Here is a 22,647-nt window from a genome sequence, read left to right on the forward strand (position 1 = left end):
AGCCTAAACAAAATGCCTTTTTTAAGAACTCTGAATTGAAAAATCAGAGTTCTTCTTTTTTAAAGATTTCAAGAAACTGATCAGGGGCCAAAATCGGAAGACTTGATTTTTTGAAATCCTTTTGATTACGGGTGATGATCCCATCATACCCAAACTCAAGTGCGGTGAAATATTGAAGGGAATCTTCAAAATCACTGAAATCTGAGCTATTCAATCCCAAATCAATCAGTTTTTCATCCAGAGGATGGACTTTGAGCAAAATTTTAAATCTTCGCAAAAGTTCATTTACTGCATTGGGATTCATCAATTTGAGAAGATGATAATGGGTGTTTTCGATTGAAAGTGAGGAAACGCCACAGGATATTAAATTTTGTTCTGCCAATGAAAATATCTTCCCTGCCTGAAAATCAAAAGGCTTTCTTTGAGTCAAAAAATCAATGAGGATATTGGTGTCAATAAATAACTTCTTCATTGATATTTTTTGTCAAGGTAATCCCTGTACTCTTTTTTGTAATCATAGTTTTCTGGCAAAGAACCAGCGGCCCCCAAGAGACTTTTCACTAAGGGAGTTAATTGGATATCATTCGACTCTTCTGAATTGGACTTTGATATTGTATCCAAATAGGTCTCCACAAGTTTAGAAAGGCTGATTTTTTGATCAGAAGCATATTTCTTCGCCCGTTCGATTATCTCTGAATCTAATCTTAATGTAAGCTTGGTATCCATACTTGAGTTATTTGACGTACAAATCAAAATAAATTATACGTCAATTCAAATTTTCAGTTTTTCTAAATTATATAGCCGTCTCCGTTTATTCCAATTTGAAGTCGCAAATTGCGACTTCCAAATTCCTTATTCTCCACTGATATTCTGTCCAAATTAAAGGGGAAATATCCCTGAATACAGACAAAATTTCCTGATTTCATTCTAAAAACCCCTGATTTACGGCCATTCTGTCCGAATTTTGGGGTTGGCGAAAGATTTGACCCAAGAGGGTAGACAACTAACCACTAACTATCAAAATGGACTTCAAACAATTCACTATAAAATCTCAGGAAGCGATTCAGAAAGCCGCTGAACTTGCAACCGGGTCAGGAACTCCTGCAATTGAAACGGCTCATTTGCTAAAGGGAATCTTTGTGGAAGATGAGAATGTCACGGACTTTCTTTTCAAAAAACTTGGCACCAATAAGCAGCTGATCGATCAAAAACTGGATCAGGAATTGGCCAAACTTCCTAAAGTAAGTGGAACCAATCAGCAGCCCTACCTCTCCGGTGCAGCCAATCAAGCGCTTACAAAAGCAAAAGACTACCTCAAAACATTCGGGGACGAATACGTTGCCATCGAGCATTTGCTTTTGGCCCTACTTGCGGGAAGCGATGCCACCGCTCAATTACTCAAGAATCAGGGATTGGCTGATAAGCCACTGATCGAAGCAATCAAGGAACTTAGAAAAGGAAATAAAGTGACTGATCCAAACGCAGAAAGCAAGTACAGGGCTCTGGAGAAATACTCCAAAAATCTGAACGATCTGGCCAAAAAGGGTAAAATCGACCCTGTTATTGGCCGGGATGAAGAAATCAGACGTGTCCTGCAAATCCTTGCAAGACGAACCAAAAACAACCCAATCTTACTTGGAGAACCAGGAGTAGGAAAGACGGCAATTGTCGAGGGACTCGCCCAGCGAATAGTTTCTGGTGATGTGCCTGAAAACCTGAAATCCAAAACCCTTATTTCTTTGGATATGGGTCTACTCATAGCAGGTGCCAAATACAAAGGGGAATTCGAAGAGCGACTCAAAGCAGTAATCAAGGAAGTGACGGATGCTGAGGGCGAAATCATCCTTTTCATCGATGAGATCCATACTTTGATCGGAGCCGGTGGTGGTGGAGAAGGGGCAATGGATGCAGCAAATCTACTGAAGCCGGCATTGGCACGGGGTGAACTCCATGCAATCGGTGCAACTACGCTAAAGGAATACCAGAAATACATCGAGAAAGACAAGGCCTTGGAGCGTAGATTCCAAGCGGTAATCGTCGACGAACCGGACGCTGCCGATGCGATATCCATCCTTCGAGGAATCAAAGACAAATACGAACTCCACCACGGCGTGCGAATCAAGGACGATGCGGTAATAGCAGCTGTGGAGCTTTCGCAGCGCTACATTTCCGATCGATTTCTACCTGACAAAGCCATTGACCTGATGGATGAGGCTGCCGCCAAACTGAGAATGGAGATTGACTCTTTGCCTCAGGAATTGGATGAACTGAACCGAAGGATCATGCAATTGGAGATTGAGCGAGAAGCGATCCGAAGAGAAAATAACCGAGACAAAGAAACTGTCCTGAGCAAGGAAATCGCCGAACTCTCTGAGAAGCGTCAAAACGTCAAAGCCAAATGGGAAAGCGAAAAGGCAGTCATCATGGGCATTCGCAGAGAAAAAGAAGCGATGGACAAGTTGAAATTGGAAGCTGAACAAGCCGAGCGTGCCGGTGATTTTGGCAAAGTAGCCGAGATCCGATATGGGAAAATAGGGGAAGCCGAGAAGAAGTTGGAATCTTTCAAAAGCCAATTGGCAGAAATGCAGGCGGGTTCACCCCTTCTCAAAGAAGAAGTGGATCAGGAAGATATTGCTACGGTGGTGTCTAAATGGACCGGGATTCCAGTTTCCAAAATGATCCAATCCGAGCGGGAAAAACTCCTGCATTTGGAAGAGGAATTAGGGAAACGAGTGGCAGGTCAGCGAGAGGCGATTGTTGCTTTGTCCGATGCTGTACGAAGAAGCCGGGCTGGTTTGCAGGATCCAAAGCGACCGATTGGAAGCTTTATCTTCATGGGTACCACAGGAGTAGGGAAAACTGAACTGGCAAAAGCCCTAGCAGAATATCTCTTCAACGATGACAATGCAATGGTGCGAATCGACATGTCTGAGTATCAGGAGCGCCATGCCGTCAGCAGACTAGTGGGAGCGCCTCCGGGCTATGTGGGATACGATGAAGGCGGACAGCTGACCGAGGCGGTGCGGAGAAAGCCTTACTCTGTGATCTTGTTGGATGAGATCGAAAAGGCTCACCCGGACGTGTTCAACATCCTGCTGCAGGTTTTGGACGATGGACGATTGACCGACAATAAAGGTCGATTGGCCAATTTCAAAAACACCATCATCATTCTGACGACCAATATCGGTTCGCACTTGATTCAGGAGCGATTTGCCGAGATGGAAGACTGGAACAGGGAGGAGATTTTGGAAAAGACCAAAGTCGAGGTGTACGAGATGCTGAAGAAAGCTGTGAGACCCGAATTCCTCAACCGAATTGATGAAACGATCATGTTTGAGCCACTGAGCAAGGACATCATCCGAAAGATTGTAGACATCCAGTGGAGAGAAATTCAGAAGCGTCTTTCTGAAGCGAATATCGAGATTGAGGCTACGACCGAGGTTCTGGATTATTTGGGCGAGGTAGGTTTTGATCCGAATTTCGGAGCGAGACCTTTGAAGCGAACCATGCAGCGATTGGTCTTAAACGAGCTTTCGAAGCAAATTCTCTCAGGATACATCAAAAATGACTCAGCGGTGTTGGTGGACTTGGATGCCGATAAGCAGGTGTATTTTAAGAATATTGAAGTGGTAGAGGTTTAATTGAGATATACTTCCTGAAATACGCTAGCGCGAGATAAACCTCGTGAAATAAATCCGCTGCGTGGATCAAATAAGCTTTGCGAGATAGGTTAGAACCCTCAAGGTCTTTAGGGACTTTGGGGGTTTTTATTTAAGAATACAAATGGGATGGGATGGAGCAATTTGCTTTGTCAGCTTTTTGGAAAATGCCTTTAAGTTTTTGCCAAAAATTTCTTTTCTGTGAGATATACACGTACTCTCCAAGAATTGCTGAATTGTTACGAAAATTCAGAAAACTCACCTTTAATCACTAAAGTAAAGCAAACTGGAATCCAAATAGTTTGATCATGTCACCCCCCGTCTCTTGCGGTGAACTAAATCAAAATCAACACAATCCCCACCAGTGCAGGCAGGCCCTGCACATAAAAGATCTTTTTACTTGCCGTAATTCCTCCAAAAATCCCCGCAATCAACACACAGGTCAGAAAAAACAAGGCTACTTTATCCGCCCAAACAGGATCTAAAATCACCAAGGACCAGACCAACCCAGCCACTAAAAACCCATTATACAATCCCTGATTTGCCGCTAACGCTTTTGTTTTTGGGAACATTTCCGCAGGCATTTGACGAAATATTTTCATTCCTGTGGTCTCCCAGGCAAACATTTCAAACCATAAAAAATACAGATGAAGTGCGGCTACCAAGCCGATGACGATGTTGGTGAGTAGATCCATTGTTTTTATTTGAATATATGGAAAAAAGGTCAACAGTCCACTGACGAAGGTCCACCGCCGTGGACAGTGGACTGTCGTCCGTCGACCGAAAAACCTATCTTTGCCTCATGTCCGAAATAAAACTGCCCACAGAATTCGAGTCTCAAATGTTTTCACTTTTGGGAAAAGAAGAATTCGAAGCTTTTAAAACTGCAGTCAACCAAACACCACGTACCTCCATTCGTCTGAATTCGGCAAAACCGTTCACTCTAAACTGGCCAAATTCTCCAATTCCTTGGTCCAGACAAGGTTTTTTTCTAGAAGATCGCCCAAGTTTCACCCTTGACCCAGCATTTCAGGCAGGTGCCTATTACGTTCAGGAAGCTTCGTCTATGTTTATCGAACATATCCTTGATAGCCTTCAGATTCCCAAAGGAATTTACCTTGATTTGGCCGCTGCGCCTGGCGGAAAAAGCACGTTGCTATCCACTTATCTAGGAAATGAAGGACTTGTAGTTGCCAATGAAGTCATCCAATCCAGAGCCCAAATTCTGAAAGAAAATGCGATCAAATGGGGCTTGGGAAATATCATCGTGTCCAACAATGATCCCGATCATTTCGAACCCTTGGCAGGTTTTTTTGACTTGGTCTTGGTGGATGCGCCTTGCTCGGGTGAGGGAATGTTCAGAAAAGATCCACAAGCCCGGGAAGAGTGGTCACCAGACAATGTGCAGCTTTGCTCTGCAAGACAAAAACGCATCATGGACAAGGCCGGGGCTTTGGTCAAAGGAGGCGGTTACCTAATCTACTCAACTTGCACATTCAACAAGCAGGAAAACGAGGAAATGATCCAATTTCTCACCGGGGAATTTGCTTTCGAGCCCGTCCAAATTCCGCTCGATCCAATTTGGAACATCGTAGAATCTCCGGTAGAAACACCCGATGGGACGTTTTTCGGATACCGTTTTTTCCCTCATAAGGTAGAAGGTGAGGGCTTTTTTATCACCATTCTAAAGCGACCAGATTCCGCCTCCTCGCAGGAACCCGGAAAGATCAAAGACTTCAAGCATCCGGTTTTGAAATCTATCAATGAGCGGGAAGAAATAGGATTCGATACAGAATTAGGATTCGAAGGAAAAGGAAAGTATTACAGTCTTAACGATTCAATATTCAGAATTAACCAAGCCTTTTTCAGACATTTTGAGCGGATTGCATTGCATCTGAGTTTGCGGTATTTTGGGGTGGAGCTGGGCAAAAAACAGAAAAACGATTGGATTCCTTCGCATGAATGGGCCCTGTCTACGTTACCAAAAAACGGCTTTGATTCTTTCGAAGTCACCTTAGACCAAGCTTTGGATTTTTTGCGAAAAAACGATCAGGAAATCGCCGATCTGCCTAGTGGCTGGGTGCTGATGACTTATCAAAATCTTCCGCTGGGTTGGGTCAAAAACTTGGGAAATCGTGTGAACAATTACTTTCCAAAGGAATGGCGAATAAGGATGTGAGAATTAATGATTTCCCTTTTTCACCCAATCTAAAACTTTTTCTTTTGGCAGCGCCTCAACTTTTCTTCCGTCTTTTCCCACCATCGTTTCCGCTGCAAAAAGTGAATTAATAATCGCTTCCTCTGTTGCCTCGATTACTGCTAGAAAAAGAGAAGTCATGTCATCATTTCCGAGAAATTCAGCTTTCTGAAGCAATTGAGCCGGAACAGAATGAGGTATTCGCAGGCCCTCTGCTGTGGAAAAAGCGATTACATAATCTCCCGAGCCATTGGAAGCAATCCCTCCCGTTTTTGCCAAGCCCATCATAGCCCGCTGAGCCATGCGCTCCAGATTTCGCTCCAAAACCGGGGCATCAGTCGCCACGATAATCATGCAACTGCCATCCGATTTTTCCAGCGCATCTTTGAAAGGGTACTTTCCAAGCTTTTCCCCGACGGGAACTCCTGCAATCTGCAAGTTTCCGCCAAAATTGGTCTGGACCAGAACACCAACTGTATATCCTCCGAGGCTTTCGGGCAGCTTTCGCGAGGAAGACCCGATTCCTCCTTTCCAGCCAAAGCAAACTGTACCCGTTCCGGCACCGACATTCCCCTCTTCAATAGGACCGGATTTGGCATTTTGAATAGCTTCAATGACTTCATCCGAAGTAATATGCATCCCTCGAATGTCATTCAGGTAGCCGTCGTTTGTTTCTCCGACCACAGCGTTGACAGATTGGATTTGTTCATTTCCCGGCTGGGACAGCGAATAGTTCACCACCCCTTCAATTCCCGCGGCCACGCTAAGCGTATTGGTAAGAATGATCGGAGATTCGATATTTCCCAACTCCTGTACCTGCGTCACTCCGGCCAACTTGCCGAATCCATTTCCCACAAAAATGGCCGCTGGCACTTTCTCCTGAAAAAGATTCCCTCCATGAGGCAAAATTGCTGTCACGCCGGTTCGGATATGCTCTCCTTCGTTTTTGGTAAAATGACCGACTATCAGGCCTTTTACATCTGTGATGGAGTTAAGCTGGCCCGTGGGTAGCACGCCAAAGGGAATACCGAGTTCACTTGGGCGGGTTTGGGAAATTCCTCCCAGAGAAATAAAGGTCATTAGAATGATTATGATGGTTTTTTTCAAAACATTGAAGTTAAATTTTTAGGGGAAAAAACTGTAAATATCCTTTCTGTGAAGGATTCGAATAAAAATCAGATGGTCATTTTCCCATAGTAATCAAACACGATAATTTCCAAGCTTTGCTCTAAAGTAACTCTTTGTGCCTACTAATTTTTTCAAGTTTGAAAGGGAACTGAGGGACTCAGCTTTTTGAATTTCCTCAATGAAACTCAAAACTTTCTGATTAAGATCTTGGTCTTTGATTTTCTTCCAGTCCTTATAAAAGGATTTATCTATCAGAATTTTCATTTTTCAGTTCTCCCAAAAAATTAGCTAAGTCCACATATTCTCCAGTCTTCCCACTTTCGATTGCATTTGCCAAAGCTAAATCTTCGGCCAACTCGTCTTTGATAATTGAAAACTCAACGCCAAGAGCTTTGGCAAGCTCTTTGATTTGCTTCAAATTTTTGGACGATTTACTTTTTAAAATGATCGCTTCCATGACTCTGATATTTTCTTAAATATACCCAAAAGCACCAAAAATCTGTTGGTTATAAACGTTTGAAATTAAGTCCTACTTTTTTGAAGCAATAAAAAAATGTCGCCTAATTTTTCAATTTTCAAATCTTCCAATATTCCAATTATACCTATCTTATCCTCCGTTTCCAACTAGAACTTATTCATGCTTAAAAAACAGCGATACGAAGCTTTTATTTCTCACTTTTCGGAAAACATGCCCATAGCTGAAACGGAACTTCAATACGAAAATCCCTTCCAGCTCTTGGTAGCTGTGGTCCTCTCTGCCCAATGTACAGACAAGCGTGTAAATATTGTAACACGAACTCTTTTTGAGCATTTTCCCACCCCAGCGCATTTGGCGGCGACTCATTTTGATGAACTTTTCCCCTACATCCGCTCCATTTCCTATCCCAATAATAAAACGAAACACCTGATCGGATTGGGTAAAATGCTGATGGAAGAGTTTGGGGGAGAGGTGCCGTCCACCGTCGATGAATTAACCAAACTTCCCGGAGTTGGCCGAAAAACTGCCAATGTCATCACCTCTGTAGTATGGAATCAACCCAATATGGCTGTTGATACACATGTTTTCCGGGTGTCCAGACGACTTGGCCTTGTCCCTTTGACTGCTAAAACACCCTATGATGTGGAGAAACAACTTGTCAAACACATCCCCAAACAATACATCCACGTAGCCCATCATTGGCTGATTCTTCATGGGAGATATACTTGTCTTGCGCGCAGACCTAAATGTGAGGAATGCACTATCACTCATTTTTGTAAGTATTTCGAAAAGGCCAACAAGATCGCAGCTAAGGAGGGCGTTCAAAAATAAATGTGCGGGATACATTTAATTTGGGGCAAAAAGGCAAGTAAAAAGTCCATTCAGGCTTTGGTCGATGCCACTCACCACAGAGGTCCGGATCAGTCTGCCATCTATTCTCCATGGAACGGGCTTTGGATTGGCGTAAATCGCCTCAAAATTCTTCATCATGGGCCAGATGCAGACCAGCCATTTTGGGCTCCAGATGGCAACAGTCTGCTAATTTTGAATGGAGAAATTTACAATTTTCAGGAACTGAGGAGGCTACTGACCAAGATGGGTATCGAATTCATCACACAATCCGACACCGAGGTTTTATTGCATTACCTGAAGATTTTTGGGCAAAAGGGTTTGCAAAAACTCAATGGAATGTTTTCGTTCATTTACATCGACTTGATCAGCAAATCAGTGCTGGTAGCAAGAGATCGAAACGGCGAAAAACCACTCTATTATGCCCAAAGCCCAGATAATTTGGTCATCTCTTCAGAATTGAGAGGGATTACAGCTTTTCAAGCTCATGTCCCGGATTGGGATCAGGTTGATCATTATTTTTATTTCCGTGCTCCCGCTCCGGGAAAAACCTTTCATCGAGGAATCAGTGCCTGGAAACCCGGTAGATACAGTACGCTTTTCAGACACGACACTTTCAGATGGGATACGCTCCCTGTACCGCAAGGGGATAATGAACCGCCAAGTCAAACCTCCTTCGCCAAACTCCTGGAAAAAACAGTACTCAATCAATTTCATGCTGATGTACCCGTAGGATTGCTTCTGAGCGGTGGAGCAGACAGTAGTTTGCTATACTCACTTTGGTACAGAAAAACCGGAACTTCACTACCCGCTTTTACCATTCAGGTTGAGAAAAAGTACCGGTCAAAATACGCAGATGGAGACCAAGCTATTCGGTTTTCCAAACAGATTCCAACCGATCATCATCTCATTGACATCGACCAAAATGCCTTCTTGGAAAACTGGGAGGAATACATCCGAAGTGTGGATCTTCCCATAGGAGATTCGGCAGGGTTTCTGACTTGGATGATTGGGAAAAAAGCCAAATCCGAGGTAAAAGTCCTGATTTCCGGGGCAGGATCCGATGAGCTCTGGGGTGGGTATCAGCGACATGCCGCATTTGATAAATATTTGCAATTGCAGCGTTTTTGGTGCAAATGGGCAGACTATTTAAAAAAGCTGCCTTTTGGAAAAAATTGGAAAAAGTTCACATCAGGAATCCAGCTTGACCCCAATACCACCTTCCTGAATTTCTCCGCCTTGCAAAACCCTCCAACAGAAATGATCGGGGATTATGAACGGATTTTCAATCCAAAATTACCGGTATACAAGCGAATGCTGGACTTTGACCGGCAAGTTTACCTAGTACAGGACGTTTTAAAAGTCCACGACAATGCCCTGATGGCTCATGGTATCGAAGGCCGCTCGCCCTATCTGGATTCCTCCCTTTTGGGGCTATGGCAGCGGGTGGAAGATCCTGCACTCCTCCTTGGCAAACCCTGGATTAAGAATTTGCTTCGGGAAAATGAGCTTGGCTGGGTTGCAGATCGAAAGAAGTTTGGTTTTGGACTTCCATTGCAAGAGTGGCTTAGCGAATCCGGAGAATTATCCAAAAGAGTATTCGCTACACTCAAGGAGTTTGATAAAACACAGGGTGAAAACTTTTCAAATCCGGTAAGACAAATCCTACGGAATCCAGAGTCAGGAGTGAAAACGCAATTCTTAACCCTTTATAATCTGTTTCTTTTGGCAAAATGGTCGAAATTGCGTCTATGAAGGTCATCTACATCCATCAGTATTTCCGAACCCCCGATCAAGGTGGAGCGGTGCGCTCTTACCATCTAGCCAAAGGCATGGTGGAGGCTGGAATTGAGGTGGAAATGATTACCACGCATGCCTTATCCGATTATGATCAACGCTGGATCGACGGCATCCGGGTTCATTACCTGCCTGTGGATTATGACCAAAAGTTCGGCTTTTTTAAGCGGATTTGGGCATTTTGGCGCTTTGTAACAAAGGCTAAAAAACTGGTAAAAAAGCTACCAAGACCGGATTTGCTCTACATTACCTCAACCCCCCTCACCACGGGACTGATAGGACTTTGGGCAAAAAAAAGAATGGCCATCCCCTATGTTTTTGAAGTGCGGGATCTTTGGCCGGAAGCCCCGATACAAGTTGGAGCAATCCGTAATCCGGTCACAAAATCCCTGCTCTATTCCCTTGAAAGGAAAATTTACGATCAAGCCTTGAGTTTAGTCGCCCTTTCTCCTGGGATAGCGGCCCATTTGCAGAAAATCAGCCCTCAGCGGGAGGTAGCCTTGATTCCGAATTTTTCAGATCTGAACCGATTTTATCCAAAAGAGAAAAATCAAAAATTAGCAGTGGAGCTTGGGATTTCAGCCGGATTGACACTGGTATACACCGGAGCATTGGGACAGGTAAATGCCGTGGAAGAATTGCTGGAATTGGCTGAAATAGCCCAAAAAAAAGGAAAAAATTGGGGGTTTCTGATCATGGGAACAGGAAGTTTCGAGCAAAGATTAAGAGATCTCACCAAAGCAAAAAACCTGAAAAATGTCTGGTTCATCCCTTTCGGATCCAAGGAAAAGGTTAACGAAGTCCTTTCCCTGGCAGATTTAGCATGGATTTCTTTTGCGCATTTGCCAGTACTTAAGACTAACAGTCCCAATAAGTTTTTTGACGCCTTGGCTGCCGGAAAGGCTATCATAGTGAATCACAAAGGCTGGGTTTACGACTTGGTAAAAACCTACGAACTTGGAATCTCCTGTCTTCCCGGAAAAATGGACGCTGCTATTGCCAAGCTTGAAAAACTGGAAGAAAATCCTTCAGAGCTCGGCCGCCTGAGCAAAAACTCAAGAATACTGGCAGAAACCTATTTTTCAAAAGAAATTGCTGTGAGCAGGCTTTTGGAACTGATCAACCCTCAGCCGAAAACAACTACTCAGGGCGGCGCGGTCGATATCCGGACTGCCTGAAAATCTTCTCCACATCCCACTCCATCATCAGCACTGCCAAGTCTACATTCTGGTTGGACTGATAGTCGTCCACAATATTCCAGCCCAGCCATCGTCCCAATCTTCCGGGGGCTTTTGTGGAGATTGCATCCGTAAAAGGGGCTTCTCCGATGTATTTTCTGATTTCAAAGGGGTTAGTCTGGTAAAGCAGTTCATTTTCTACAAAATGGGCCCAAATGAACTCCTCATTTTCAAAGCATTCAGCAATTTCCTCCGGAGTATAACCAATGATAAACTGGTCTGAGGTGCAGGGCATAATTGCTTTGACAAAATGATAAGCCTTCCCATAATACATCATCTCAGACAGCAAGGTGTTGTTTGTGGGGTCAGTGATGTTGTAGCGGGAGGAAATGGCAAGCACAATCATTGGAACCAAATATTCACGTTCATAGCGCACAGCCATGTATCGCGCAATATCGGGCTGAAAGCTGTGATCAGCAGGCAGGTAATAGTCCAGACCGATTACAATCATGTCGTCCGTGACAATCAGATCCGAATTGAAGCCGGAGACAAAGGTATAAACCTTGGGTATTTTGAAATCTGGGAAATAGTATTTGATGGACTTGAAGGCATTTTTGAGGTCAGTTTCAATATCAGAAATATCTGCAAACTCCACTTTGACCGAGTCATACAGTACCCGCAGAGCCGAATCCTGATGAACCTCGAGTAGGCTGGCGGCGAGTGAATCAGGAGAGAAATACATGCTTTCCTGAAGGTACACCTCAGCAAATTCAGGATGCTTTTCCAACAGAAACAAGTAATCCTTTACTGTATTTGCACCAAAGAACTCATCCTCCAAACGGGTAATAGACAAGTCAATGTCCTGATCAAGAATATCGGGATCCAATTCACAGGTTTGGTTTTTTTTGCCACAGGCGAAAACTAAAATCAAGATCGGAATCAGAAAAGCAATTCGGGTAGGCCTCATGGGATGTTGGTTTCAGATTCAAAAATAAGGATTCCAATCTTAATCCATCAATTCGTTCTCCTCTGGCAATCCTAATTTTCCGTTTGCTTCTTCCTTCCTTAATTCCGTATTTTCCAAAGTGAAAAACAGGAGGATCACCGGGCTGGCATTTTTTCGATACCTGACTTTTGGGAAAGTCCTCAATTTCATTTTGCTGAAAAGCTCTTTTCATTTGAGCCAAATCGTCCAAAGACCCATCATTTGGGGAAAACCCACAACGCTCAGCATCGAACCGACGACCTCATGCAATCTTCGCTGCCCAGAGTGTCCATCCGGCTTGAGATCCTTCTCACGTCCCACGGGAATGCTGCAGGAAGCGCTTTATGAGAAGGTCATTGATCAGGTCAAAGGACATCTTACGTGGTTACATCTCTATTTTCAAGGTGAGCCTTTTTTGAATCCCCGGTTTCTGGAAATGGTCACCTATGCTGATCACAAACACATTTTCACTTCTACTTCTACCAACGCGCATTATCTCGGGGAAAATCAAGTGGATGCAATTTTGAAAAGTGGGCTCAAACAGCTGATTGTATCCATGGATGGAATCACGCAAGAAGTCTATGAGCAATACCGGATAGGGGGAAGTCTGAATAAAGTTCAGGAAGGACTGAGGCGGTTGCTTTCGGAGCGAAAAAAAACCGGACAACAATTCCCGAGAATTGTACTCCAATTTTTGGTAACAGGACAAAATGAGCATCAGCTTCCCGCCTTGAAATCTTGGGCTAAAGCTTTGGAGGTTGACGAACTCCAACTCAAAACCACCCAAATCTATGATTTCGAAAATGGCTCTGAATTGATCCCTTCAAACCTTGGATATTCCCGTTACATTCCTGACGGGATAAGCAAATGGAAGCTGAAAAAGCAACTGGAAAACAAATGTTGGAGAATGTGGCAAGGGGCTGTGGTGACCTGGGACGGAAAGGTCGTCCCCTGTTGCTTTGACAAAGATGCCCGTCATGTGATGGGAGAGCTAGGGGAACAATCACTTAGCTCAATTTGGAATTCTTTGCCTTATTTCAATTTTCGAAAACAATTGCTAGCCGATCGCACTCAGATCGAAATCTGTAGGAATTGTACGGAGTAACTTTTTTCATTTCCAAAACACTATTCAAGACAGTTTATGACAGAATTTCAAAATATCTTTGTGTAACCTTGTATAAGGTTTATATTTGAAAATGGATAAATTCATAACTGTCGGTGAGGCGGCAAAAAGATTGGATGTAAGCGCAGAGACACTTAGGCGCTGGGACAACAATGGAAAATTCACTTCAGTCAGACACCCTTTCAATAACTATCGGGTCTATACTGAGGATCAACTCAGTTCATTGGCAGAAGATCTTCAGCTAGAAATTAAATATTTGAAATCTTCTGAGGTGGTTGCACTTTCGAACCCGTGTGTGATAACTGATTTTGGAAAGCTTTTTCAAATGGATGCACTAAAATTTTTACAAACCCTCGATTCTGGGAGTGTCGACCTCATTTTTGCCGATCCACCCTATAACATAGGTAAAGCAAACTGGGATTTGTTCCCATCTCAAAAGGAGTATTTGGATTGGTGCATGGAGTGGATAAAAGAATCCCATAGAACACTAAAAAAAACAGGTTCTCTGTACGTGTGTGGATTTTCCGAAATTTTGGCTGACTTAAAATGGGTGACAAATGGAATTTTCCACAGCTCAAAATGGCTTGTTTGGTTTTACCGAAACAAAGCAAATTTGGGAAATGATTGGGGAAGATCCCATGAAAGTATTCTACACCTTAGAAAATCAAAAGACTTTCTTTTTAATGTAGACGAGGTACGGATTCCTTATAATGAACACACCTTAAAATATCCCGAGAGGGCACAAGCTGAAAGTTCTCAATACGCAAATGGCAAAAAAAATAAACAGATTTGGAGTCCAAATCCATTAGGAGCAAAGCCAAAAGATGTATTCGAAGTACCAACGATTGCGAATGGGTCATGGGAAAGGTATCCTCACTTGACTCAAAAACCCGTGGAACTTTTAAGAAAAATAGTTTTATCCAGTTCCAACCCGGGCGATCTAATTATTGATCCATTTGGAGGCTCCGGGACAACTTTTGCAGTCGCAGAAGCATACGGTCGCAATTGGTTAGGAACTGAATTAGAGGATGTCCACTGTCAAATAATTAAAAACCGACTAACAGACAGCGCGCATCTCCAGAGAATTAGAACTGAAAAAGACACTAAAGAATCAAACAACAGAAGGTCAAAATTACGAGGAAAATAACACCCAGATATCCTTGGTAATTAGTTCAGAAAACCTTTTCATATGGTTTGAATAAGGCATTTTTTGAACATTTGGCGGAGGATCCAAATAGTAAATTCCTTCCAAGGGAGTTAAAAACTGGGAGTAAACCATGAATAAACCAGATACTAAGGTAAAGGATATGCCTCCACTTTCTTTTCTCTGAACGTCGTTTAGAAAAATCCCTATTACCTTTTGCGGATGGCCTACAAATCTCTCAAGGAGGATCTTATCTATAAAAATTTTTCCCATTCTGTCTTTAGAAGTTGTTTTAGCCGAAACTCAAGAATTTTTCAAAGCCATCTGTTTTTTGCTTTGAAATTTTGTAATCTCCCGAAATTTGACTGTGTGTTGTAGTAAGATTTAAATATTCTAAGGCCCTATATCCGGTGTTAAAAAAATCTAGGAGGTTACCTTTTTTTACCTTTAGTTGTTCTTGAAGACTATTTGCCATCTTTTAATTGGATTGGCTTAAATAATTGTTTTTTTCTTTTTTAAAACAACTATGTCTATGAAATTTTGAGGTGTTAAATGAATCAAGGCAAAAAACCGGAATTCTATCCCGAAACTTTCTCCTTCTCCCGTAAGAAAAATACTTTTTCCACCCGTTTGCTGTGGTCAACCAATTCAGGGTTTTCAATTTTTTGATCGAAACCACGGTTTCAGCATCACCCAATAAAGTACTTTTTAGACCTATATTTGGTAGAATTAAGAAATTGACGGATTTTTAAATTCTATTTCCCCCCTAATTCACCCGGAACAGTCCTTAAAATCATGGTTTTAAACATAAGAATCTGGTATTTTTTTGCCTTAATCGCCCTGCTGATAGGATCAGTACCTCAAGTCAATGCGCAGCAAAATACTGACCTGACAAGCATCAAAGTCGATGAACTCAGCGATGAACAGGTAGAAGAATTGGTCAAACGGGCCAATGAGGCCGGATTAGGAGTGGATGATTTCCTTCAGATGGCCCAACTCCGGGGAATGCCATCTGTTGAGGTAGAAAAACTCCGCAACCGTATCGGGGAACTGGACTTGGTCGGAAGTACCGGCCGAAGCACCAAGGCTTCCCGCAGAGAGCCACGACAGCAAATGGACCTCAGCGAAATAACCCGGGGACTCTATCAACCACAGGATGAAATCCTGAATCAGGCAACGGGAGAGGAGATTTTCGGAACTTCGCTTTTCTATCAGAAAAACCGCCGACTAAGCTTTGAGCCAAGCCTCAATCAGGCGACACCGCAAAGCTATATTCTCGGTCCGGGCGATGTCATTTTTGTGGATATCTACGGACAGTCTGAGCAATATTATGAGGCCACGGTCAATCCTGACGGCTTTGTGATTTTGGACAATATCGGACCGGTCTCAGTTTCGGGAAAAACCATCACCGAAGCCACGGGAATCATCAAAAGCAGAGTTTCCAGATACTATCCGGGACTTTCAGGCGCCAATCCCAGCACCTTCCTACAAGTGACTTTGGGAAATGTGCGGACAATCAAAGTGCATATTTTGGGCGAAGTCCGATTGCCCGGCACATTTACACTCAGCGCTTTTTCCACTGTTTTTAATGCGCTGTATTCTGCCGGTGGACCAAATGAAAACGGTACCATGCGCGCTATCAAAGTAATACGGAATAATAAGCCGATAGCAACGATTGATGTGTACGATTTACTCATCAACGGAACAGCCGATTTGGATTTGCAACTTCAGGATCAGGATGTCATTCTGGTGCCCCCATTCCTGTCCAGAATCAAAGTTAAAGGAGAAGTGAAGCGCCCGATGACTTTTGAAATCCGCCCCGAAGACACCTTTGAAAATCTCCTGAACTATGCCGGAGGATTTACAGATTTGGCGTTCAAAGATCGTGTGGCAATCTCCAGAATCACCGGAAATCAGCGCTCGGTTTCGGATGTGTACCAAAACCAATTCAACCTTTTCCTCCTGAAAGGCGGGGATGAAATTACCGTAAGCAAAATTCTAAACCGCTTCAGTAATCGCGTACAGATCAGAGGTGCAGTTTATAGGGAAGGCACATTTGCACTTTCCGAAGGCTTGACACTGTCACAGTTGGTAAAAAATGCCGAGGGTCTTCGAGGCGATGCCTACACCGAGCGGGCGAGCATCCTCAGAACCAAGCCGGATCTAAGTACCGAAATGATTGAAGTCAATCTGAAGGATGTTTTGGCAGGAACCGCACCGGATGTAAGGATACAGCGCGAGGATGTGATTCGAATTTCCAGCATTTATGATGTTCAGAATGAGCGCTACGTCCAGATTTTGGGCGAAGTAAAAAAGCCGGGAACCTATCCCTATTCCCAATCCATGAAGATCGAGGAACTGATCATTCTGGCGGGAGGACTACAGGAATCAGCCAATTCCCAGGACATCGAAATCGCCAGAAGACTGGAAGATTCAGACCTTGGAACCCTTTCTGACATCATTCCTGCACGGGTCAATCCGGACCTTTCCATCAATACCAGCTCCCAATCCCTCCAGCCCTTTGATCAGGTAATCATCCGGAAAAGGGCAAATTTCACCATGCAAAGACTGGTGGCTGTAGAGGGGCAGGTGAATTCTCCGGGAATTTTTGCCATTCAAAACAGTGTTGAACGAATCTCTGATTTGATAAATCGCGCAGGAGGACTGAATCAGTTTGCTTATTCCAAAGGCGCGACTTTGATCCGTCGGACTGAATTTTTCAACACGGAATCTGAGCAAATCAGAAGACAGCGGAACCTGGAGGCCTTGAAAATGAAGTTGATCGAAGACCCAAACAATTCCGAAGCACAGGAAGAAATGTTGCAGCGGCTTTTCCGGGACTTACCTGCGGAAAAAAACAATCCTATCGACACGAGTATTTCCAATGCCAAAAGCGAATCATTGGACCAAATAGCGGCAGGAACTCCGGGCTTTGCTGTGAAACTTAAGGAGACGGAAGCAGTAGCAATTGATTTGCAGAAAATCATCGACAATCCGGGTTCGGAAAACGACCTGATTCTCGAAGAAGGGGATATCCTCTCCATTCCAAAACTACTGCAGACTGTCCGCATGCGGGGAAATGTGGTTTACCCGACCACCCTGCGCCATGAAACAGGACGCGGTCTGAAACACTACATCAACGGGGCTGGCGGCTTTGAGCGTCGTGCCAACAAAAAACAAACCTACGTGGTCTATGCTAACGGGGCAGTGAAACGCACCAAAGGCTTTTTCGGAATCCGCAATTTCCCTCCAATCGAACCCGGAGCAGAAGTGATCGTTCCTACCAAAGGACCAAAAATGCCTATCCGGCTGGGAGACGTGGTTGGTGTAACTACCGGCCTGGCCACGCTTGCTTTGGTACTATCCCAAATCAACAGGTAATGGCAGATTCAAAGCATTTTTCAGAGAATCAGTTTACGCTCAAAGAGGTCTTCAAAAACCTCGTGGAATGGTTTGGCTATTTTCTTTCCAAGTGGAAAATCCTCCTTCTCGCAGGAATCATCGGTATGGGTTTGGGCGCATTGGTTTCGATCTTTAAAAAGCCGGTTTTCCATGCCGAGACTTCCTTTGTGCTAGAAGAGGGCGAGGGCGGAGGAATCGGGCAGATGTCAGGGTTGGCATCGCTCGTCGGAGTAAACCTGGGATCCTTGGGCAGCACCAGCGGACTCTTTCAGGGTGACAACATCATGGAGCTTTACCGCTCTGACAGGATGCTCAGGGAGGCATTGCTCAGCCCCTTCAATAATAGGCAATTGTTGATTGACCGTTTTGTGGAGTTTCAGAAACTGGATCAAAAATGGGCATCGAAAGTGAATTTTTCCGCTTTGGATTTTTCTGTTTCCAGAGAAAAATTCTCGGTCACCCAGGACTCAGTCGTGATGGAAGTATCGAAACTGATCCGTGAAAATCAGCTTTCTGTAAGCAAACCTGACCGAAAGCTCAGTATCATTCAAGTCAGCATTTCTTCGAAGGATGAGCTTTTTGCAAAGGCATTCAATGAGAAGCTGGTGGAAAAGGTGAATTCTTTCTACCTCGAAACCAAAACCAAAAAAACTGGTGAAAACCTGGCTATTCTCCAAACTCAGGCGGACAGTGTGCGGTTAATTTTGGACCAGAGTATCGGTGCTTATGCCAGTGCCACAGACCGGGTACCCAATGCGAACCCGCTCCTGAGTTCAGCTACTGTTGAAAGCAGGAAAAGACAAATAGATGTGCAGGCAACCGGTGCGGTATATCAGGAGCTTGTCAAAAACCTGGAAATCGCCAAAGTCAATCACCGAAACAATTCCCCCTTGATCCAGATCATCGACTCTCCGAGGCTTCCCTTGAAGCGGTCTGAGATTCGATTGGTCAAAGGAATCGTCCTCGGAGCGATCATAACCGGAATAATCGTGATTTTTGGACTCTATTTCCGCAGGTTGTATCAAATCCATGTGCAGGAAAGCTAAACATTAAGCTGCCATGTTTGAAAAACTAAACCTGCTCATTCCTTTTGGAAATTTCATCCGAAACAAATCCATTCAGAATTTCCTGTTTTTGGCAATCATTCAGTCATCGAATGTGCTGATTTCGATCATTTCCATGCCTTTGCTTATCCAAAGTATTGGCGTGGATCAGTTTGGTCTGGTCAATCTGGCCCTCTCGGTGATCATTCTGCTCAACATCCTGGTGGGCTTTGGATATAACCTCAGCGCCCCCAGAGAAGTCGCTATTCTTCAGGGAAACAAAGAGGCACTTTCACATGTGGTCTCCAATGTCTTTTCGGGAAAAGTCCTACTGGCTGCTATTGCTGCCTTTCTGATTTTGATTGGGGTTTTTGGATTCAACCTCTTCGAGGGATATCAGATGATTTTGGTTTTTTCGGTGCTGTTACTGTTCTCGGAAGCCACACTTCCGCTATGGTTTTTTCAGGGCATGGAAAAAATGAAACTGGTGTCCATCGCCAATATTTTCTCCAAACTACTCTTCCTGATGGGCATTGTCCTGTTCATTCATTCTCCCGAACAGAGCAAATGGGTGAATTTTCTGATGGGATTCTTTGGACTTGGGATCAACTTGCTCCTGTTGGTCTATATCAATTCCATTCTTGGAATACATTTTTACCGACCCGAGTTTTCCGCTATCTGGAAAAGCCTAAAAGACAACGCATTGCTGTTTTTAAGCAATTTGGCGAGTCATATTTCCATCAATGGAGGACTTATTATTCTGAGCTTTTTCTCCGTAGCAGAGACCCTCGGCATGTATAGCTTAGCCGAGCGGGTGATTATGGTGTTACGGATGTTTCCGGCGCTGATTATTCAGGCAATTTTCCCAAACGCATCCCGACTTTTCAAACAAGACCAAGCTGCATTTTATGTCTTTTTAAAGCGGGTTTATTTTCGGGTTTTGGGTATTGGAGCAGTTATTTCCACTAGCGCTTATTTCTCCGCCCCTTTTATCATCAAAGTGCTTTCCCGCTCAGACTTGGAGGAATCCGTAATTTACTTACAGATTCTATCCATCGTTCCTTTTTTGGCTTGCCTGAATATTGGCAATATCACGATAATGCTTGTTTCGGATCTGAAACAGCTGCTTTTCCGTGCTTCATGGATGATGTGCGCATATATGGTGACGGTCTCCTTGATTTTGACCTCCATGCTGGGTGCAGTTGGACTATGCCTTGCTATTGCTTCCACAGAAATAGTCGTGTTTTTAATCTGTCTGGTGTTGCTTTACAGACATAACCGGACATTAGTTCATGGCTTTTACTCCTGATACTTCAATCGCCATCATTTTGGTCAACTGGAACGGGTTTGATTTTACCAAGGCCTGTTTGGATTCGTTGCGCAAAGTTGATTTTCCTGATTTTAAGCTCATTTTAATAGACAATGCTTCGCAAAATCAGGAAGGTCTTCGACTGAAAAGAGCTTATCCGGAAATCGAGTTGATTGAAAATTCTGAAAATCTGGGGTTTTCGGGCGGAAATAATGTTGGAATTCGATTTGCACTTCATCAAGGCTTCTCTCATCTGATGCTTCTCAACAATGACACAATAGTCGAACCTGATTTTTTGGGAGAAATGATGCGAAAATTCCTTCAAAATCCAGGGTTGGGCATGGTGCAACCGTTGATACTTTTTCAGCATGATCCTAAAACCATCTGGAGCGCAGGGGGAAAATGGATGCCATCGTTGGGCCGGGCCATTACCCTTGGAGATCGTGAGCCACTTGCAGATTTTCGATGCAAAAAGGAAAATTTGGACTGGGCTACGGGTTGTTGCATGCTTATTTCCCGGGAAGCCATTTTGGCAACCGGTCTTCTCAATGAGCAATACTTTGCCTATTTTGAAGATGTGGAATGGTCCCTCAGATTCAGAAAAGCTGGTTTTCAAATTGCTTTGGCAGAAAAAGCGGTTGTTTACCATGAAGCCGGAGCTTCATCAAAAAAGCCCCATTCAGAAGGCACTTTAAGTCCTCGGGTCTTTTATTTCAATGTGAGAAATCAATTTTTGTTGCTTAGAAGTCAAAGGATCTATTTCGGTATCGTTTATCATTTCTTCCGGTTTTTAGGTTGGGTGGGATATTTTTTGGTTCGAGGCAGGTTCAAAAAGATGAATTCTGTCCTCAAAGGAGTGCGTGATGGATTAAGTGCAGATTTACAAACAGCACCAAGATGGCCCTGATATTTTTCATTTTGATCGCAATTGGGGTAGGTGCAGGATTTCTGTGGACACTTCAAGAAATGATTTTCAAGGGGAAATGGAGCTACTTCATCTTTTTTCTGGCGGCTTTTCTTCCTTTTTACATTACTTCCCTGAGTGTTATTTTTCTTGCAACTCGCTCTCCTGAGATTTTGGGGATTTTCCAGATTCTAAAGGAAGTCGTTGTCCTTATTTCCATTTTAGTTTTCATTTTCTTCCAAAGGAAGGTTTTCGAATATCCGTTTCGCCTTCAGTCCACTGATTGGCTGATGTTGGCCTTTCTCAGCCTTGGATTTTTGTATTTGCTGTTGCCATTGGGCGAAGCCTCCTTTCTCAACAAAGCACTCTATTACAAGAGCATGCTGATCCCGGGATTGGTTTATTTTCTGGGGAGAAATACACGCTTTTCAGAAATTGAAATCGGGTGGATATTTAAAATCATTTTTGCAGTTGCTATAGGTGCCTTTGTTGTCAATTTGATTGAAAACTACCTTATACAAGCCCATCTTCAACAATTTACAGGGTATAGTTTATATAATCAGGTAATTAACAATATAGATCCGACTGGGAATTTCGGCTTGACTTGGACCTTTGAAACTCAGGCTGTCACTAAGCGGTTGGCTAGTTTCTTTTCAGATCCATTAGAGTTGGCAAGTTCGGTGCTGATGGGCTTTGCCGCGGGTTTGATTTGGTTTTTGACTTCCAAAAAAGAATACAACTGGCCTTACCTTTTGGTGATGGCCTGTTCTTTGGGAAGTCTGGTTTTTTCTGCTTCAAGGGCGGCATTTGGGGCATTTTTTATCATGATCTTCTTTGTAGCGCTGGTCTTTAAATTATACAAATTGATAGGAGCGGGCTTTTTTGGTTTAGTTTGCTTTGTTGTCTATGTAGTTTGGTTTGCTTCAGACGATTTTTATTTTTTTGTGATTGATACCTTGACTTTTGAAAACAGCTCAAGCCTGGGGCATGTAGTCGAATGGCTTCTGGCTTTGGATTCGATGGTTGCCAATCCTTTAGGGATTGGCTTGGCGATGAGCGGAAACTTTGGTAGTGTAGATGAAGAACTTCGGGTTGGGGGAGAAAATCAGTTTCTGATCTATGGGGTTCAATTGGGATGGATTGGAATGATACTTTACATTCTTGCGCTGGCCACAGGAGTCAAAAATTCGATCCGGGTATTCCACATCTCGGATAATACGTCCGTCGCGCGAATTGCATTTACAGGCGCCGTGGTGAAAGTTGGGCTTCTGTTGCCACTTTTCACTGCCAATGTTGAAATCTATACCTATGTCTCGTGGATCACTTGGTGGATGATCGGATTTAGTAATAGAGAATATGGTGAATTGAAGAAAATCACTAAAGATTAGTTTTAGAGGCAAGTTCATCAATCTTATTCTTAAAAAATTCCAATGAAATTAATTTAAAGTCAA

19 protein-coding genes are annotated in these 22,647 nt (G+C 43.5%); 12 read left to right on the forward strand and 7 right to left on the reverse strand.

The features are described 5' to 3' along the window. Positions 1-43: 43 nt before the first annotated feature. Together BLQ81_RS00645 and BLQ81_RS00650 are read right to left on the reverse strand one after the other, a co-directional pair. Positions 44-472 (reverse strand): type II toxin-antitoxin system VapC family toxin, encoded by a 429-nt coding sequence (locus BLQ81_RS00645; protein ID WP_092728019.1) that lies wholly within the window; start codon positions 470-472, stop codon positions 44-46. Then, a complete protein-coding gene (locus tag BLQ81_RS00650; protein WP_092728020.1) occupies positions 469-726 on the reverse strand; it encodes a DUF6364 family protein in 258 nt (85 codons plus the stop codon). Before BLQ81_RS00650 ends, BLQ81_RS00645 begins: the two co-directional genes overlap by 4 nt. Before the next feature lie 296 nt (positions 727-1,022). Here BLQ81_RS00650 and clpB point away from each other — a divergent pair, with 296 nt between their 5' ends. Beyond that, positions 1,023-3,641 carry an ATP-dependent chaperone ClpB gene (gene clpB / locus BLQ81_RS00655; protein WP_092728021.1) on the forward strand — a complete coding sequence of 873 codons (2,619 nt, stop codon included), beginning with the start codon at positions 1,023-1,025 and terminating at the stop codon, positions 3,639-3,641. A gap of 353 nt (positions 3,642-3,994) precedes the next feature. Here clpB and BLQ81_RS00660 read toward each other — a convergent pair whose 3' ends face one another. Next, the gene (locus BLQ81_RS00660) at positions 3,995-4,354 is read right to left on the reverse strand and encodes a DUF1304 domain-containing protein (protein WP_092728022.1); all 360 of its coding nucleotides are present in this window, start codon (positions 4,352-4,354) and stop codon (positions 3,995-3,997) included. Between the two features lie 107 nt (positions 4,355-4,461). On the opposite strand from BLQ81_RS00660, the gene BLQ81_RS00665 reads away from it, so the two are divergent. Then, complete coding sequence (locus BLQ81_RS00665; RefSeq protein ID WP_092728023.1) at positions 4,462-5,838, forward strand: methyltransferase RsmF C-terminal domain-like protein; 1,377 nt, start codon at positions 4,462-4,464, stop codon at positions 5,836-5,838. Between the two features lie 3 nt (positions 5,839-5,841). Here the strand turns inward: BLQ81_RS00665 and BLQ81_RS00670 are convergent, their stop codons facing one another. After that, positions 5,842-6,936, reverse strand: coding sequence for a DmpA family aminopeptidase (locus BLQ81_RS00670; protein WP_092728185.1), 1,095 nt, complete (start codon positions 6,934-6,936; stop codon positions 5,842-5,844). A 292-nt stretch (positions 6,937-7,228) separates the two neighbouring features. Then, the gene (locus tag BLQ81_RS22145) at positions 7,229-7,402 is read right to left on the reverse strand and encodes a hypothetical protein (RefSeq protein WP_175454134.1); all 174 of its coding nucleotides are present in this window, start codon (positions 7,400-7,402) and stop codon (positions 7,229-7,231) included. 219 nt (positions 7,403-7,621) lie between these two features. Here BLQ81_RS22145 and nth point away from each other — a divergent pair, with 219 nt between their 5' ends. The 3 genes from nth to BLQ81_RS00695 are packed head-to-tail and all read left to right on the forward strand — an operon-like array spanning position 7,622 to position 11,286. Then, on the forward strand, positions 7,622-8,293 hold the full coding sequence (gene nth / locus BLQ81_RS00685) for an endonuclease III (RefSeq protein WP_092728026.1): 672 nt from the start codon (positions 7,622-7,624) through the stop codon (positions 8,291-8,293). Then, a complete protein-coding gene (asnB, locus tag BLQ81_RS00690) occupies positions 8,294-10,066 on the forward strand; it encodes an asparagine synthase (glutamine-hydrolyzing) (protein WP_092728027.1) in 1,773 nt (590 codons plus the stop codon). Beyond that, positions 10,063-11,286, forward strand: a complete 1,224-nt coding sequence (locus tag BLQ81_RS00695) for a glycosyltransferase family 4 protein (RefSeq protein ID WP_092728028.1) — start codon at positions 10,063-10,065, stop codon at positions 11,284-11,286. Before asnB ends, BLQ81_RS00695 begins: the two co-directional genes overlap by 4 nt. On the opposite strand, the gene gldB is transcribed toward BLQ81_RS00695, so the two are convergent. Then, the gene (gene gldB, locus BLQ81_RS00700) at positions 11,249-12,253 is read right to left on the reverse strand and encodes a gliding motility lipoprotein GldB (RefSeq protein ID WP_092728029.1); all 1,005 of its coding nucleotides are present in this window, start codon (positions 12,251-12,253) and stop codon (positions 11,249-11,251) included. The genes BLQ81_RS00695 and gldB overlap by 38 nt on opposite strands. 118 nt (positions 12,254-12,371) lie before the next feature. Here gldB and BLQ81_RS00705 point away from each other — a divergent pair, with 118 nt between their 5' ends. Beyond that, a complete protein-coding gene (locus BLQ81_RS00705; RefSeq protein WP_092728030.1) occupies positions 12,372-13,376 on the forward strand; it encodes a radical SAM/SPASM domain-containing protein in 1,005 nt (334 codons plus the stop codon). Positions 13,377-13,467: 91 nt separating this feature from the next. Then, the gene (locus BLQ81_RS00710; protein WP_092728031.1) at positions 13,468-14,541 is read left to right on the forward strand and encodes a DNA methyltransferase; all 1,074 of its coding nucleotides are present in this window, start codon (positions 13,468-13,470) and stop codon (positions 14,539-14,541) included. Here the strand turns inward: BLQ81_RS00710 and BLQ81_RS00715 are convergent. Further along, positions 14,527-14,811, reverse strand: a complete 285-nt coding sequence (locus BLQ81_RS00715; protein ID WP_092728032.1) for a hypothetical protein — start codon at positions 14,809-14,811, stop codon at positions 14,527-14,529. The two genes, BLQ81_RS00710 and BLQ81_RS00715, sit on opposite strands and share 15 nt — an antisense overlap. A gap of 522 nt (positions 14,812-15,333) precedes the next feature. Here BLQ81_RS00715 and BLQ81_RS00725 point away from each other — a divergent pair. From BLQ81_RS00725 to BLQ81_RS00745, 5 genes are read left to right on the forward strand one after another with little or no spacing between them, the layout of a single operon-like run. Further along, positions 15,334-17,919, forward strand: a complete 2,586-nt coding sequence (locus BLQ81_RS00725; protein ID WP_092728034.1) for an SLBB domain-containing protein — start codon at positions 15,334-15,336, stop codon at positions 17,917-17,919. Next, positions 17,919-18,986 carry a GumC domain-containing protein gene (locus BLQ81_RS00730; RefSeq protein ID WP_092728035.1) on the forward strand — a complete coding sequence of 356 codons (1,068 nt, stop codon included), beginning with the start codon at positions 17,919-17,921 and terminating at the stop codon, positions 18,984-18,986. Before BLQ81_RS00725 ends, BLQ81_RS00730 begins: the two co-directional genes overlap by 1 nt. 13 nt (positions 18,987-18,999) lie before the next feature. Beyond that, positions 19,000-20,292, forward strand: coding sequence for an oligosaccharide flippase family protein (locus BLQ81_RS00735; RefSeq protein ID WP_092728036.1), 1,293 nt, complete (start codon positions 19,000-19,002; stop codon positions 20,290-20,292). After that, positions 20,276-21,199, forward strand: a complete 924-nt coding sequence (locus BLQ81_RS00740; protein ID WP_092728037.1) for a glycosyltransferase family 2 protein — start codon at positions 20,276-20,278, stop codon at positions 21,197-21,199. Before BLQ81_RS00735 ends, BLQ81_RS00740 begins: the two co-directional genes overlap by 17 nt. Beyond that, positions 21,190-22,584 (forward strand): O-antigen ligase family protein, encoded by a 1,395-nt coding sequence (locus tag BLQ81_RS00745; RefSeq protein ID WP_092728038.1) that lies wholly within the window; start codon positions 21,190-21,192, stop codon positions 22,582-22,584. Before BLQ81_RS00740 ends, BLQ81_RS00745 begins: the two co-directional genes overlap by 10 nt. Positions 22,585-22,647: the final 63 nt, after the last annotated feature.

The organism is Algoriphagus alkaliphilus, assembly GCF_900103735.1.
Taxonomy (GTDB): domain Bacteria; phylum Bacteroidota; class Bacteroidia; order Cytophagales; family Cyclobacteriaceae; genus Algoriphagus; species Algoriphagus alkaliphilus.

Bases quoted from the DNA above. Each gene is read 5' to 3' on its own strand.
- BLQ81_RS00715 (WP_092728032.1), bottom strand. From the start codon at position 14,811: ATGGGAAAAATTTTTATAGATAAGATCCTCCTTGAGAGATTTGTAGGC.
- asnB (WP_092728027.1), top strand. From the start codon at position 8,294: ATGTGCGGGATACATTTAATTTGGGGCAAAAAGGCAAGTAAAAAGTCC.
- gldB (WP_092728029.1), bottom strand. From the start codon at position 12,253: ATGAGGCCTACCCGAATTGCTTTTCTGATTCCGATCTTGATTTTAGTT.
- clpB (WP_092728021.1), top strand. From the start codon at position 1,023: ATGGACTTCAAACAATTCACTATAAAATCTCAGGAAGCGATTCAGAAA.
- BLQ81_RS00745 (WP_092728038.1), top strand. From the start codon at position 21,190: ATGGCCCTGATATTTTTCATTTTGATCGCAATTGGGGTAGGTGCAGGA.
- BLQ81_RS00670 (WP_092728185.1), bottom strand. From the start codon at position 6,936: ATGACCTTTATTTCTCTGGGAGGAATTTCCCAAACCCGCCCAAGTGAA.
- BLQ81_RS00665 (WP_092728023.1), top strand. From the start codon at position 4,462: ATGTCCGAAATAAAACTGCCCACAGAATTCGAGTCTCAAATGTTTTCA.
- BLQ81_RS00645 (WP_092728019.1), bottom strand. From the start codon at position 472: ATGAAGAAGTTATTTATTGACACCAATATCCTCATTGATTTTTTGACT.
- BLQ81_RS00725 (WP_092728034.1), top strand. From the start codon at position 15,334: ATGGTTTTAAACATAAGAATCTGGTATTTTTTTGCCTTAATCGCCCTG.
- BLQ81_RS00740 (WP_092728037.1), top strand. From the start codon at position 20,276: ATGGCTTTTACTCCTGATACTTCAATCGCCATCATTTTGGTCAACTGG.
- BLQ81_RS00660 (WP_092728022.1), bottom strand. From the start codon at position 4,354: ATGGATCTACTCACCAACATCGTCATCGGCTTGGTAGCCGCACTTCAT.
- BLQ81_RS00695 (WP_092728028.1), top strand. From the start codon at position 10,063: ATGAAGGTCATCTACATCCATCAGTATTTCCGAACCCCCGATCAAGGT.
- nth (WP_092728026.1), top strand. From the start codon at position 7,622: ATGCTTAAAAAACAGCGATACGAAGCTTTTATTTCTCACTTTTCGGAA.
- BLQ81_RS00735 (WP_092728036.1), top strand. From the start codon at position 19,000: ATGTTTGAAAAACTAAACCTGCTCATTCCTTTTGGAAATTTCATCCGA.
- BLQ81_RS00650 (WP_092728020.1), bottom strand. From the start codon at position 726: ATGGATACCAAGCTTACATTAAGATTAGATTCAGAGATAATCGAACGG.
- BLQ81_RS00710 (WP_092728031.1), top strand. From the start codon at position 13,468: ATGGATAAATTCATAACTGTCGGTGAGGCGGCAAAAAGATTGGATGTA.
- BLQ81_RS00730 (WP_092728035.1), top strand. From the start codon at position 17,919: ATGGCAGATTCAAAGCATTTTTCAGAGAATCAGTTTACGCTCAAAGAG.